The 14,398-nt window shown below is 64.4% G+C and carries 11 protein-coding genes and 1 pseudogene; 9 read left to right on the top strand and 3 right to left on the bottom strand.

All coding sequences use genetic code 11. From position 1 onward, the window contains the following. Positions 1-13 precede the first annotated feature (13 nt). From ABD050_RS16205 to ABD050_RS16185, 5 genes and pseudogenes are all read left to right on the top strand, one after another. Positions 14-625, top strand: a pseudogene (locus ABD050_RS16205) (aldo/keto reductase); the annotation flags it as partial. A gap of 226 nt (positions 626-851) precedes the next feature. Continuing rightward, positions 852-3,062 carry a response regulator gene (locus ABD050_RS16200; RefSeq protein WP_343890511.1) on the top strand — a complete coding sequence of 737 codons (2,211 nt, stop codon included), beginning with the start codon at positions 852-854 and terminating at the stop codon, positions 3,060-3,062. Then, positions 3,059-5,272 carry a putative bifunctional diguanylate cyclase/phosphodiesterase gene (locus ABD050_RS16195; protein WP_343890510.1) on the top strand — a complete coding sequence of 738 codons (2,214 nt, stop codon included), beginning with the start codon at positions 3,059-3,061 and terminating at the stop codon, positions 5,270-5,272. Before ABD050_RS16200 ends, ABD050_RS16195 begins: the two co-directional genes overlap by 4 nt. Positions 5,273-5,581: 309 nt before the next feature. After that, positions 5,582-8,437, top strand: coding sequence for an alkaline phosphatase family protein (locus tag ABD050_RS16190; RefSeq protein WP_343890509.1), 2,856 nt, complete (start codon positions 5,582-5,584; stop codon positions 8,435-8,437). Beyond that, positions 8,434-10,347 carry a tectonin domain-containing protein gene (locus tag ABD050_RS16185; RefSeq protein ID WP_343890508.1) on the top strand — a complete coding sequence of 638 codons (1,914 nt, stop codon included), beginning with the start codon at positions 8,434-8,436 and terminating at the stop codon, positions 10,345-10,347. The genes ABD050_RS16190 and ABD050_RS16185 overlap by 4 nt, the downstream gene beginning before the upstream one ends. Positions 10,348-10,444: 97 nt before the next feature. On the opposite strand, the gene ABD050_RS16180 is transcribed toward ABD050_RS16185, so the two are convergent. Together ABD050_RS16180 and ABD050_RS16175 are read right to left on the bottom strand one after the other, a co-directional pair. Beyond that, a complete protein-coding gene (locus ABD050_RS16180) occupies positions 10,445-10,933 on the bottom strand; it encodes an SRPBCC family protein (RefSeq protein ID WP_343890507.1) in 489 nt (162 codons plus the stop codon). Further along, complete coding sequence (locus tag ABD050_RS16175) at positions 10,926-11,297, bottom strand: ArsR/SmtB family transcription factor (RefSeq protein ID WP_343890506.1); 372 nt, start codon at positions 11,295-11,297, stop codon at positions 10,926-10,928. Before ABD050_RS16175 ends, ABD050_RS16180 begins: the two co-directional genes overlap by 8 nt. Positions 11,298-11,455: 158 nt before the next feature. Here ABD050_RS16175 and ABD050_RS16170 point away from each other — a divergent pair, with 158 nt between their 5' ends. The 4 genes from ABD050_RS16170 to ABD050_RS16155 are packed head-to-tail and all read left to right on the top strand — an operon-like array spanning position 11,456 to position 13,240. Further along, on the top strand, positions 11,456-11,785 hold the full coding sequence (locus tag ABD050_RS16170; RefSeq protein WP_343890505.1) for an ArsR/SmtB family transcription factor: 330 nt from the start codon (positions 11,456-11,458) through the stop codon (positions 11,783-11,785). Further along, the gene (locus tag ABD050_RS16165; RefSeq protein ID WP_343890504.1) at positions 11,782-12,252 is read left to right on the top strand and encodes an SRPBCC family protein; all 471 of its coding nucleotides are present in this window, start codon (positions 11,782-11,784) and stop codon (positions 12,250-12,252) included. Before ABD050_RS16170 ends, ABD050_RS16165 begins: the two co-directional genes overlap by 4 nt. A 2-nt stretch (positions 12,253-12,254) precedes the next feature. Continuing rightward, positions 12,255-13,019: a DUF899 domain-containing protein gene (locus ABD050_RS16160; protein WP_343890503.1), complete on the top strand. Its 765-nt coding sequence runs from the start codon at positions 12,255-12,257 to the stop codon at positions 13,017-13,019. Next, entirely contained in the window at positions 13,016-13,240 is a 225-nt protein-coding gene (locus ABD050_RS16155) for a hypothetical protein (protein WP_343890502.1), read from the top strand. The genes ABD050_RS16160 and ABD050_RS16155 overlap by 4 nt, the downstream gene beginning before the upstream one ends. A gap of 24 nt (positions 13,241-13,264) precedes the next feature. Here the strand turns inward: ABD050_RS16155 and ABD050_RS16150 are convergent, their stop codons facing one another. Next, positions 13,265-14,398, bottom strand: a complete 1,134-nt coding sequence (locus ABD050_RS16150) for a Gfo/Idh/MocA family protein (protein WP_343890501.1) — start codon at positions 14,396-14,398, stop codon at positions 13,265-13,267.

Below are 14,398 nucleotides of genomic sequence, written 5' to 3'. Positions count from 1 at the left end.
GATTTGAATCGAGGTTGATGGCGATCTGCCGATGGAGGATGTCGCGGGTGCCGTGAAGGAGCTTATCGCGGCGGGGAAGGTGCGGCATTTCGGCTTGTCGGAGGCAGGCGCCGCCTCGATCAGGCGCGCCCATGCGGTGCAGCCGGTGACCGCCATCCAGAGCGAATATTCGCTGTGGACCCGCGACCCCGAACCCGAGGTGCTGCCGCTCTGCGAGGAGCTCGGTATCGGTTTCGTGCCGTGGAGTCCGCTGGGCGCCGGCTACCTCACCGGCAAGATCGATGCGACGACGCCGATCGACAGCGGCGATTTCCGCGCTGCATCGCCCCGTTTCACCGAGGAAGCCCGCAAGGCCAACCAGGGGCTCGTCAGTCTCCTCACGCGGATCGCCGATGCCAAGAGTGCGACCCCGGCCCAGATCGCGCTCGCCTGGCTGCTGGCGCGCAAGCCTTTCATCGTCCCGATCTTCGGCACGCGCAGGCTTGATCGAGTGGAGGAAAATCTGGGTGCCGCGGAGGTCGCCCTGTCGGACGGGGACCTCGCCGAAATCGAAACCGCGATCGGCCAAATCGACATTCAGGGCGCTCGCCTGCCCGAGGCTGTCCTCAAATATTCCTATCTTTGAACGGGCGCGTGGCGATGGTCGGACCTCATCTCATGCTGCACCTTATGGGCGCACGGGCCTGCAAACCTTTCCATAACTAAATGATGCCACCGTGAGGGTTTAAGCTTCGCCGCCCCTGGCGAGGCCGGCATGTGGCCTGCCACAGCCCAGTCGAGGACGGACCCTGTTGCGTATCGCCGGTCAAAACTCGGCCTCCATCGTTCCCGGTCGGGGCGCGGCGGTTCAGATGGAGGATGCACCGGCACATCAGCCGCCGGGCAAATGGTTCCGCGGTACCACCTTCAAGGTGGAGGCAGCGATCTTCCTGCTCCTCGTCGCGACGTTCGCGGCGATGCTGGGCCAGAATGCCATTATCCGACAGAGGCTGACGCTCGCCCCGGAGGCCGGCACCTTCGCGCCCTATGCCTATAGCGACCACGACAACGCCGGCGCGTCGAGCATTTCGCTCAATCCCGCTATATTGTCCTGGACGTGTACATTGCGGTCCGGCTTTGCCTATCCCTATTGCGGCTACGGGATGTTGTTCGACCCCGCCGACAATACCAAGGGCCGCGTCTTTTCAAACTACGAAACCATCACCTTGCGGCTCATCTATCACGGCCCGCCCGGACATCTGAAGCTGCTCCTGAAGAACTTCGATCCGAAATACAGCCGGGCGGGGGCGGGTGACAGCACCAAACCCAATGTCGCCGAGTTCGCCGTCGTCGATGGCGAAAACGAAATCCACCTCACGCGGGACCAGTTCGCGGTCGACCAATGGTGGGCAACCAGCCATCATCTGTCACCGGAGCAGGCGAAACCCGAATTCGGCAATGTGATCGCGGTCGACATCTTGTCCGGCAGCGGGGCGACGCTCGGCACATTCAGCGTAGCGGTGCAGAGCATCGTCTTCGAGGGCGTCTATTTGTCGTCGGCCCAATGGTATCTGGTGATCATCAGCGTCTGGCTCGTGCTGACCGCGATCTTCCTGGTGTATCGCATGTTTCGGGTCAGGCGCGGCTATGAAGATCGTCAACAGCGCCAGGTGGCCGAAAGTCGCGAACTCGTCGCTGCCCGCACCGAGGCCGAAGCGGCGAGCGCGGCCAAATCGCAATTCCTTGCCAATATGAGCCACGAGCTTCGGACGCCGCTCAACGCAATTCTCGGCTATGCGCAGTTGCTGAGGAGCGACGGCCTGACGGACCGGCAATTATCGGCCGTGCAGACGATCAACCAGAGCGGCGAGCATCTGCTGGCACTGATCACTGACCTCCTCGATCTCTCCAAGGTCGAGGCCGGCCGGCTCGAACTGCTGCCTGCCCCGTTCGATCTCCGCGCCACGGTCGACAATGTCGCCCAGATGATCCGACTGCGCGCCGAGGAAAAGGACCTGCGCTTCATCGTCGAGATCAGCGACGATGTGCCGCGCCATCTGGTGGGCGACCGCAAGCGGATCCGGCAAGTGCTGATCAACCTGCTGGGGAACGCTACCAAGTTCACCACCGCCGGCGAGGTGCGGTTGACCGTCTCGACGGTATCCTGGGAGGGGGGCAATGTGCGCCTGCGCTTCGATGTGCTGGACACTGGCCCAGGGATCCGAAGCGATCAGCTCAACCTCATCTTTCAACCCTTCGAGCAGGTCGGCAGTGCCAGGGATCGCATCGGCGGCACCGGATTGGGCCTGAGCATCACGCGCCAGATCGTCGAGGTGATGGAGGGCCAGATCGACGTGATGAGCACGGTCGGCAAGGGCAGCCGCTTCCGCGTGGAAGCGAGCTTTCCGCTCGCCGCGGTCGAACTGCCGGCGCCCGGGGCAGCTTCAGGCAAACCCGCGGGCGGCGCCGGCTGCGAGGTGCTGGTCGTCGACGATGTTGCGGCCAATCGAACCTTGCTGCGCGATGTCCTGGAAAACCGCGGATACAGGGTCCGCGAAGCCGCGGACGGCCTGGAGGCAGTCGAGCTCGCCGAAGCGGCAGCGCCCGACCTGATTCTGATGGACCTCAAAATGCCGGTGCTCGACGGATTGGAAGCAATGCGGCGCCTGCAACACCGGCAGACACTGCGGATGATCCCGATCATTGCCATCTCAGCCAATCCGACTGCGGAGATGGAAGCGGAAGTGCGCGCGGCCGGAGCCGAAGGGCTGCTGGCCAAACCGATCGACCTGACACAGCTGCATCGCTGCATCGAGGATCTCCTGGTCCGTCGGCAGGAGGACGGGATCGCAGACGGCCGACAGCCCATGACCATTCCGCCCGCGGACCAAATGATACGGCTCCTGACCCTTGCGCGTACCGGCAACATGCGTGCCGTCCGGACGGAGGCCTCGACGATCCTCAATCTCGACCCGCAATATCGCCCGTTTGCCCTGCGCCTGGAGGCGCTGGCTGCCGCTTATCAATCCCCTGCCGTGCTGCGGCTTATCGAGCAGCATATCGAAGCCGGAGAAGCCGCATGACGAGAATGCGGGCGGCCGATCTGCACGCAAAGATCCTGATCGTCGACGACAACCCGGTCAATCTGGGATTCGTCGTCGAGAATCTTGAAAGCGAGGGATATGAGGTGCTTGTGGCGCTCGGCGGCCTCGAGGCGCTGGAGCGTGCTGCCTTTGCCAGGCCGGATCTGATCCTTCTCGACGTCATGATGCCGGTCATGAACGGGCTCGAAACCTGTCAGCGCCTCAAACAGCAGGACGATACCCGCGATATCCCGATCATCTTCATGACTGCGTTGGACGACGTTGCGGACAAGATCGCCGCTTTTGCGGCCGGCGGCGTGGATTACATCAGCAAGCCGTTCCAAAACGAGGAGTTGCTGGCGCGCGTGCGGACCCATCTGGCGCTCCGCGCGGCGCAGCTCGACATGATCGACCAGAAGCGCGACCTGGAGGCCGAAATTGCCGCCCGGTTCGCCGCGGAGAACTCGCTTCGCGAGTCCGAACTGCATCATCGCCGCCTCTTCGAAGAAGCCGGCGACGGCATTCTGGTTATCGACTGCGAGACGGAGACGATAACCGACCTGAATGCCCAGTGCGGCGAGATGCTGGGGCTGCCGCCGGACGAGGTGCGCGGACTGGCGCTGAATGATCTCCCGGCCTTGCGCAACGCGGCGCCCGGCCAGACGATCGCCCAGGCCCTGCGGAACGAAGGGCAGATGAAATGGGACGACTGGTCATGGGAGCGCCCGGACGGCTCGACGATGAGCGTCGAGGTGATCGGACGCACCTATCGCGCAGGCGACCGCCTTCTCGCCCAATGCACCTTTCGGGACATTTGCGCGCGCAAGGAAGCAGAGGCCCGCGTCCGCTACATGGCGTCGCACGACGCACTGACCGGACTCCCCAACCGAACGTTGCTGCTCGATCGCCTCAACGTCGCGATCGGTGAGGCGCGTCGCGAGAACAGCCAGATAGGCCTGTTGCTGCTGGACCTCGATCATTTCAAGCATGTCAATGACAGCCTCGGCCATTTCATTGGGGACGAGCTTCTCGAGCAGGTGTCGAAGCGTCTCCGGACCGTGCTCGGCGAACAGGATACGGCAGCGCGCCTGGGCGGGGATGAGTTTGTGCTGGCGGTGCCCGGCCTGTCCGGCGCAGCAGACGCGGAAGCCCTGGCGGAGCGCGTCCTGCACGTGCTCGCGCCACCTTATGTGATCCAGGGGCGGACACTTCACGCCGGGGCGACGATCGGGATCAGCCTCTATCCGAGCGACGGCGACAATCCTGCCGCGTTGCTGCAGGCCGCCGACGCAGCAATGTATCAGGCGAAGAAGAAGCGCCGGGGCACATATCGGCTGTTCAGCCGCGATCTGAGCATCGCCGCCAAACGGTGGCATGCCTTGTCGAACGATATGCATGGCGCCTGCGAGCGCGGCGAATTCGTCATTCACTACCAGCCCCAGATGTCTCTCGAGACCGGCACCATAAGCGGGCTGGAAGCCCTGCTGCGCTGGCAGCATCCCACCGAGGGCCTGATCGCGCCGGGCCTGTTCATCCCCCTGCTCGAGGAACATGGGCGGATGGTCGAAGTCGGGCAATGGGTGCTCCGCACCGCCTGCGCCCAGAACGCGGCATGGCAGGCGCAAGGCTTGCCGCCGGTCCGCGTCGCCGTGAATCTGTCCGGCCAGCAATTCTATGTCGGCGACATCGTCCGCACCGTTCGGCAGGCCCTTGGCGATTCCGGGCTGTCGCCCGAATGGCTTGAACTGGAGCTGACGGAATCCCTGACCCTGGACGACACCGAAACGACGCTGCGGATCATGCACGAACTAAAGGCGCTTGGTGTCGAACTTTCGCTGGACGACTTTGGCACCGGTTGGTCTTCCCTTGCCTATCTCAAGCGGTTTCCACTCGACCGTATCAAGATCGACCGATCCTTCGTGCGCGATCTCCTGAACGACTCCGGCACGGCGGTGATTGTTCAAGGCATTCTCGATCTGGCGCGCCGGCTCGATATCGACTGCATTGCCGAGGGCGTCGAAACGATGGAGCAGTTCGAACATCTTCGGCACAGCGGCTGCCCGGCCATGCAGGGTTTTCTCTTCAGCCAGGCCGTCGCTGCAAACGAAGTGTCCGCCCTTCTGAAAGTCGGGGCCGCACGCGCGGAGGGCGTTCGCGCCGATCTTGGCCCTTCCCAGGCTTCTGGAACCCGGGGGAGATCCGAGCCCTGATACCCCGACAGGCCCATAATTCGGGCGTTTTGCGGAAGAAGCCATATCCGATCGCCGACAACCGCGGGGCATCTCGCAGGCATCGGGGCTAACAGGCGACCAAGCAGATGGCGTCGTAAAAAGACGACACAGGATGCGACGGACCGTTATCCGCTCAAGATTACCCGCCAGCCGCCCCGGCTGGCTTTGCCCCCGGTTAGGCGTACCCTGATCAGCAGAGTCGCCCGAAGCGAAGCGAACAGCGCACGAACCCCGTGCCGCATGGCGCCGTACCCAAGACATATGCAACGTCTTTGACGGAGAGCCCCTATGAGCTGGACCGGTGTCGACTGGACCGCGGAATATCCGCGTTTTCCTGTGGATCTGAATGGCGACGGACGCGCCGATATCGTGGGGTGCGGGCTGACCGGCACCTGGGTGTCGCGCAATGACGGGCATGGCAATTTCGCACCGCCCGAGCTCGCCTTCAACGATCTCGGCTATAATCAGTCCTGGCGAGTCGGAAAGCATGTGCGGACCACCGGCAATTTCGCCAAGGCGCCGCTCACCGTCAGCGCCAATCCGGGCACCACGCTCTCCCGGGCCGAGGCGAGCAGGAGCGCGGCCACCGGGGCGGCCGTCGCCCGGTCCCGGATCATCCTCGGCGGCGGCATCCACCTTCCCGAGCGGATCGTGCCGGGCCTGATGGGCTTCGGCGATCACGGCACCTGGGCGGCGCTGAGCCAGGGCGGCAGCGCCTTCGGGCCGGTCACCTTCGTTCAGAATAATTTCAGCGTCGAGCAGGGCTGGCAGGTCGGGCTGCACCCCCGCATCCTCGCCGACCTGAACGGCGACGGCCTGTCGGATATCGTCGGCTTCGGCAATGACGGCGTCTGGACGTCGCTCTGCCTCGGCGGAAGCGGGGGGGCACCCTCCTTTGCGCCGAGCAAGTTCGTGCTGGCGAATTTCGGGGTCAATCAGGGCTGGCAGGGCGCGAAGCATGTCCGCGCGCTGGCCGATCTCACCGGCGACCGCCATGCCGACATCATCGGCTTCGGCGACGCAGGCGTGTGGGCCAGCCTGGGGACGGGCGACGGCGGCTTTGCCGAGGCGAAGTTCGTGCTCGCCAATCTCGGCTATAATCAGGGCTGGCGGGTCGACCGGCACCCGCGCTTCGCTGCAGATCTCACCGGCGATGGCCGCAGCGACATTGTCGGCTTCGGGGATGCCGGGGTCTGGACCAGCCGCGGCAATGGCGACGGCACCGTCACCGACGCACAGTTCGTGCTGGCGAATCTCGGCTATAACCAGGGCTGGCGGATCGAGCAGCATCCGCGCTTCGTCACCGACCTCAACGGCGACGGGCGGGCCGACCTGATCGGCTTCGGCAATGACGGCGTGTGGGTGGCGCTCGGCGACGGCAATGGCGGCTTTGGCGAGGCGCGGTTCGTGCTGGCCGGGTTCGGCTTCAACCAGGGTTGGCGTATCGATCTCCACCCGCGCTTTCTCGCCGACATCACCGGCGACGGACGGCCCGACATTGTCGGCTTTGGCGATGACGGGGTGTGGACCGCGCTCAACAATGGCGACGGGACTTTTGGCGAGGCGCATTTCATGCTCGCCGATTTCGGGGCGAAATCAGGCCGGACCGGAATCAAGCATGTCTTTGTCTGCATGATGGAGAACCGGTCCTATGATCATTTCCTCGGCCTTGCGGCCATCAACGGGGCGGATGCGCACTCGGGCGCGCCGACCAGCGCGAATGGCCTGAAGGGCGGGGAAACCCAGAGCTACGAAGCAAAGTCCTTCCCGGCCAACGGCAATGCGACTGACCGGATCACGCCCGGACCGCCGCATAATTTCAACGATTTCATGGTCGCGCTATGCGGCGCTGATCACGACAATTTCAATCCGAACGGCGGCGCCTATCCGCCGGTGAACGGATCGGGATATGCCGCCGCGTACGGCATCGTCACGGACCAGGACAGCGCAGGCGAAGTGATGAAATGCTTCCCGCCGAAGAATCTTCAGGTTCTCAACGCGCTCGCCCAGGAGTTCGTGGTGTGCGACAACTGGTTCGGCTCGATGCCCGGCCCGACCGAGCCGAACCGCATGTTCGTCCATGCCGCCGAGTGCGACACCTGGGACGATTCACCCAGCCCCGGCGACCAGGCCGAAGCCGAGATCCTCGGCGAGGATATCAGCTTCGATCATGGCACGATCTTCGATCGCCTGCGCAAGGCGAATGTCAGCTTCCGCATCTATGCCGGCGACGATTTCCCCAATGTCGCCATCCTGCACGGCATCAGCGTCTATACCGACATCGACGATTATGAGGATTTCAGCGACGACCTGCATGACGGCTATGACGCGGCCTATACCTTCATCGAGCCCAATTATGATGTGGTGAGCCCGTTCAGCGAGGATTTCTACAACGGCAATTCGCAGCATCCGCGCGGCGGAGTCGCGGCGGGCGAGGACTTCATCAAGTCAGTCTATGAAACGATCCGAAACTCGCCGGTGTGGAACAGCAGCCTCTTGGTGATCACCTGGGACGAGGCCGGCGGCTTTTACGATCACGTCCTGCCGCCGCGCGCCACGCCGACCGGCAAGCGCGGGAAGAAGCACGGCTTCATGTTCGACCAGCTTGGCACGCGCGTTCCCGCCATCGTCATTTCGCCGCTCATTCCCCGCAAGCTGATCGAACACCGCGTCCTCGAGCATTCAGTGATTCCGGCGACGGTCGAGCAGCTCTTCAACCTCGATCCGCTGACTGACCGGGACGCCAATCTGGTCGGGCTGCAGAGCCTCGCGACCTTGAAGGCGCCGCGCACCGACACGCCGGCGCGGCTGCCGAATTCAGTCACGGTGCCGGATGCCAGCGCGCGGACGGTGCCGGGAGCACCGACCAGCAAGCCGCCCGGCACCTTGCTGAGCGCGATCTCCGACGAGAATTTCCTCCCGTCGCTGCAGAGCGCTGCAATCCAGCACATGGCGGCGGCGCCCGACCAGCATGCCCAGATCCGTGCCCGCGTGGCGGCGATCCGCACGATCGACGAGTATCGGACCTATATGATGGAGGTATCCGCCATTGTGAAACAGAGACGCGCGGCGGTGCGGGCTGCCCGGCAGGTGCGCCACCCGGTGATCGTTCGCGATCATCGTCATCCGGAACTGGTGAAGTGACGGCCGGGGCCAAGCCTGCCGGGCGGTTCCGGCGCAGGGTCGCGATCTGTGTCGCGGCGCTGGTTTCGACCAGCCTGGCGGCGACGCCCGCCAATGCCCAGTTCGATATTCTCCTGACCTTCGTCAGCAAAGGCTATGACGCCTATAAATTGATCCAGAACAAGCCAAGCGACCTCTCGGTGCTGCAGGCGCTGATCACGCAATCCAAGGCGCAGATCATCGCCGAGATAGATGGCATCACCGCTGCAACGATCGCCTCCTGCGCGCAAACTGCGGTCGATACATTCCAGATCATCGATCAGCTCTCGCCGGACAACCAGCAGGCCTTCGCCATCTCAGCCGACCAATGCGTCAATGATGCCCAGGCGCAGATCGCCGCCGCTGGCCCCGCTACGGACAAGAGAGCCGTCGACAAGATGGGCTTTGCGCTCAACCTCGTCGGGCCGATCGCGCTGGCAGCGAAAGTGCATGTGGGGTTGCCGACCGATACGCTGAGGCTGCACATCCTGCAGGCGAACCAGCAACTCATCAGCAAGCTCGCGCCGACCTGCGATGTCTCGATCGACAACCCGGATGACCTGCCGACGTTCAGCGGAACGGTTACCGGACACGGCGCCTGCTACAATTTCACCGTGCCGACGCCGGCGCGGGTCGAGGTGGGCGAGCGGGGCGGCGTCTTTTACCTCCCCCATGGGCCGGGCAGGGCGTTTCTGTACTGGCCGCTGCTCGGCAAGGCCTATCCGGACGACGACTTATTGTGGTGGCGCGGACATACCGCGTTCTTTGCCCGGGGGGTCGATTTCTCCATCGCTGCCGCCGAGGCGATGCAGGGCACAAGCTGGCAGATCGCCCATGTGGCGCTTGACCGGCTCGAGCCGGATTCGGGGCCGGTTGCCTCGCCGGTAGCGATGACGATGTATGCCAACATCATCTACAAGCCGATGGATGCGTTTCTGGCGGGTGGCAGCAGCTCCTATCAGGGAACGCTGAACCCGGTTCCGAGCGGCCCCAATCCTTCCTTTTCGGGATGGAAAGGAGAGGACGGCGCCTTTGTCTCGATGGCAGCGGGCGCCAATGCCGATGGCCGCGTCGAGACGTTCGGCATCAGCAGGATCGGCGGCATTTATCATCGCTGGGAGCTCTCGCCGGGCGACGGCAGCCGTTGGTCGGGAATGGCGCAGATGGACGGCCAGCTGAACTCGATTGCCGTTGCCCGCAATCACAACGGGACGCTGCAGGTCTTCGGTACCAACCAGTTCGGGAACATCTTCACGCGCAACCAGGTGCTGGGCGGCGATCAGGAAGCGTCAGTACAGCGCAACCCTCCGCTGCCGGCGACCGATACCTGGACGCCCTGGAAGCAGCTGGATGGTGCGCTGGCTCAGGTCGCGGCGGTGACCGGCACCGACGGGCTCATCCACCTGCTCGGCGTCAACAGCGCCGGCCAGCTGTTCCATCGCCAGCAAAATACCCGCGATGCCACTGACCCGACCGCGAGCGGCGCCTGGTCGGGCTGGACGCAGATCGACGTTCCGGCACCGATGCGGGCGATCGCGGCGACGCTCGACCTTGGCGGGCGGGTCAACATCTTCTGCCTGACCAGGGACGACCGGATCTTCCAGCGGGTCAAGCTTGGCTCGGGCAACCTGTACACCGGCTGGGCGCAGATTCCGGGATCGCTGCACAATATTGCCGCGATGAAGCAGGGCGGAGGAGCCGGCATGCTCGTGCTGATGGGCATCGCGGCCGACGGGCGCATGTACCGGGCCACCTCCTACGGCCTGCTCACCGGTGCGCCGGGCAGCAACATGCCCGGCCCGTGGAACGCCTGGGCCTCGCTGCCGAGCCCGCTGCGGCGCCTGCCGCCAATCAATCCCGTCGTGCTCCACCCGGTGCTCGTTCAGCCCTGAGCGCGCTGCCCGCCGAGCGCGCCGGGGAGGAGCGGGCGGCGGGACAGGATGACAGCGACAGCGCCATGATCGTGGGTCGACGCCGGCTGAAACGCAATCAGCCTGGACCATCAAGCTCGGCGGCAAGCTTTTCCAGAAGCTGGCGGCAACCCTCCTCGCGTCCCCGGGCTGAATCAGAGCCGTCGAGCATCGCGACCTGCTCGGTATAAGTGAGGTGCGTGCCAGTGCCCGACGGCGTCAGCTCGATGGTCGTGAGCGAGGCCGAGAACGGGTTGGACCCGACCCCCATCCGGTAGGCGAAGACGATACGCTGATCGGGAACGATATCCTGGAACTCGGCATCGAGCCGGATCTCGGGGCCGCCGGCAAAGCTGAACCTGGAGAGCTCGCGTCCGCCGATCCGGAAATCGAAGGTGAATTCGTGGATCTCGCACCCTTCGTCCTCGACGCGCCACCGGCGAACCATCTCCTTGTCGGCAAATGCCCGAAAAACGCGCGACGGCGATTGCGGATAATCGCGCTCGACCTGGAAAGTCGAATGAAGCGCCGCCCTGGCGTCCGCATCGGCTGTGGCAATGTCACTCATTGGCGATTTCTCCTTTGTTGATCAGTGAAATGGGCCGGTCTTCGTCTTCAGCGGCGAGCAGCTGACCGAGGCGATCGAGGCGACGCTCGACGAGCGATCGGCGCTCCGCGACCCAGTCGGTCAGCCTGCTCAAGCCCGCGGCGTCGACGCTGCATGTCCGTACGCGGCCAATCTTCCGGGTCCTGATCAGGCCGCTATTCTCCAGGATGGTGAGGTGCTGGCCAATGGCGGTCAGCGACATGGAAAAGGGCTTGGCGAGGTCGCTCACGCTGGCGGGGCCGCGACTGAGGCGTTCGAAAATCGCGACGCGCGTGCTGTCGGCAAGGGCCTTGAAGCAGCTATCGATGGGTTGATAGTCAAGCATATCCTTGACTATCAACCCATGACGCCAATTGTCAAGCAAATACTTGAGTATTGGTATCATCCCCGGCGGGCCGTGCGGTCGGCCTTGACCCACGGTGTCGCACGAATGAAAACGAATTAGTATTGACTAATAGATTAGTGCCTACTAATTGATTCTACATGCCTGAAGCCGCCACCATCGACACCGTCATGCGCACGCTCGCCGACCCGACTCGCCGCGCGGTGTTCGAGCGGATCGTCAGATCCGACGAGATCACGGTAAGCGAGCTGACCCGGGGCAGCCTCGTGACCCAGGGCGCGATTTCCCAGCACCTGAAATCGCTGAAGCGGGCCGGGCTGGTCGCCGAGCGGCCGGAGGGGCGCAACGTCTATTACCGCGCCAAGCCAGAGGGGCTGGCGCCGCTGGTCGACTGGATGAGCCATTATGGCGTGTTCTGGCGCGACCGCTTTGCTGACCTCAGAAGCCTGCTCAAGGAGATCGACCCATGAACCATGCAGCGACGATGACGGACGCCCGAGAGATTGTCGTTGACGAGGTGTTTCCCCACACCCCGGAGACGGTGTGGAAGACGCTGACCACGCCCGAATTGATGGGCCGCTGGCTCAGCATGACGCCGTCGGGTTTCGAGCCGGTGGCCGGCAGCCGTTTCACCTATCGGACGACGCCGGCGGGCGAATGGGACGGCACGATCCAGTGCGAAGTGCTCGAAGTGATCCCGAACGCGCGCTTCGTCTATCGCTGGACAGGCGGGCATGAGAGCAATGTCGGCTATGGCGCGCCGCTCGACACCATCGTGACCTTCACGCTGGAGAAGAACGACGGCGGCACGCGGCTGCGCGTCGTTCATTCGGGCTTTGTCCTGCCCCGGAACGAGCTGGCCTATCGGAACATGGGCGGCGGCTGGATGAAAGTCGTCTCGCGCATCGGCGAGATCAGCGGGGAGCAGGAGGAATAGCCATGGAACAGGAACTGCCGAGGAACCATCCGCCGGTCGTGTCGCCGCAGCTCTGGCAGGCGGCATGGGCCGAGATGCTCGTGAAGGAAAAGGCCCATGCCCGGGCGCGTGACGCGCTTGCCGCCGAACGCCGGCGGATGCCGTGGATGGCTGTCGAGAAGGCCTATCTATTCGAGGGCCCGGACGGCCAGATGAGCCTGATCGACCTGTTCGAAGGCCGGCGGCAGTTGATCGTCTATCGCGCCTTTTTCGAGCCCGGCGTGTTCGGCTGGCCCGACCATGCCTGTCGCGGCTGCTCCCTGGGGGCCGACCAGGTCTCGCATCTCGCCCATCTCAATGCTCGCGACACCACGCTCGCTTATGCCTCGCGCGCACCCCAGGCCGATATCGCCCGGCTGAAGGCGCGGATGGGCTGGGAAATGCCCTGGTACACCATCACCGACAGCTTCGACGCCGACTTCGGCGTGGACGAGTGGCACGGCCATAATGTCTTCATCCGCGACGGCGATCGGGTGTTTCGGACCTATCTCATCAACAGCCGCGGCGACGAGGCGATGGGGAGCGTGTGGAGCTATCTCGACGCGACTCCGCTCGGGCGCCAGGAAGCATGGGAGGATTCGCCCGCGGGCTATCCCCGGACCCCACCCTATAAATGGTGGAACTGGCACGACAATTACGCCGCTGAAGCCGCGCCCGACCCGAAATGGGTCGAAGTCTCGGATGCCGGCGAGGCTGCCTTCCGGAACGATCCAGAGACGAAGGCATGACCTCCCCTTATGAAGGCGGCGCCGGCTGGCTGAGCCTCGCGGCCACGCCAAGCTTCGCGTTCATGGCGGTCCTGACGGCGACTCATGGCCCGGCGGATATGCCGGGCATGTCGCCCCTGACCGGCATGGTCCCGATGTACGTGCTGATGAGCGTCTTTCATTGCACGCCGTGGGTGGCGTTCATCTCGAAGCGGAGAATACGTCGCCCGACATCATTCTGACGTGACGGCGAGACCCGCCGCAGATCAGGCGATATCGGCGACCCGCACCCAGCGCCGTTCGAGGCTAGAAAGCCGGATCGCTTCCTGGATCCGCTCGACCTCGAGCGCTCGCGCGAAATCCGGCGTCGCCCGACCGCGGCCATGGATCGCTTCGACCATGGCGTGCATCGAGAGCGCCATCGGGAAGCTCGGTTGCGGTTCACTCTGCCAGTCGAGGGCGATGCCGGGGACCGAACGGAACGCATCCGGGATGTCGATCGGTTCGAGCGCACCTCCCAGTTGTCCGCCCCGCAGCGTGCAGTCGCGGGCGGTCGGGAAGGTCGGTGAGCTCGCGACAAGCCGGCCCTGCTTTCCGAACACGTCGATCAGCCAGCCATCGTGCAGCGCCATGCTCCAGCTGATCTGCATCTGCAGGACCAGGCCGCTTCCGAAGCGCAGGATGACGCTGACGAAATCATTGGTTTCGGGATAGATCGCATCACCATCCGCGAATTCCCATTTCCCGAGCAGCTGGCGATCGTCGGCGACGAGCTCGGCCACGGGTCCGAAAAGGTCGATCAGGGCATAAAGGGCGTGACTGCCATTGTTGCGGACCGCGGAGACGCCCTGCCCCGCTTGCGCGAACCAGTTGTACGGGAAGCGCTTGTCGGGCCGGTTGAACAGCGAGAGATTGAAGTGACAGGTGCCGCCGAACGGGGCGCCGATATAGCCGGCTTCGACCATCGCCTTCATCTGGCGCTGGGCCGGAATCCACTCGGCAAAGGCATCGACGACGCCGATGCGGCCACTTGCGCGCCATGCTGCGTCGATCGCCTTCGCGCCGGGCCAGTCGGGCGCGTGCGGGCTCGCATTATAGACATGTTTGCCGCCGGCGAGCGCGGCCAGCACCATCGGCAGGCGGATGCTCGGCCGGGTACCGCAATCGATGATGTCGATATCCGGATCGGTGGCGAGCGCTGCTGCATTCCAGAAGGGACGCGGCAGCCCCAGTCGTGACGCCGCCGCCTCGGCGGTCTCGCGCCGCGAGGTGCAGATCGCCGTGACCTCGACGCCGGGAATGGCCCGCCACGCGGGAAGGTGCGCGAAGGCGCCCCATGCCGCGCTGATGATCGCGACCCTTAGCGGGCGCACGGCAGGATTGGCTTCAGGCGCGGACAA

This window comes from Sphingomonas oligophenolica (assembly GCF_039522915.1).
Classification (GTDB): domain Bacteria; phylum Pseudomonadota; class Alphaproteobacteria; order Sphingomonadales; family Sphingomonadaceae; genus Sphingomonas; species Sphingomonas oligophenolica.
The sequence above is the reverse complement of the archived record's forward strand: the minus strand, read 5'-3'. Positions and strand labels throughout refer to the sequence as shown.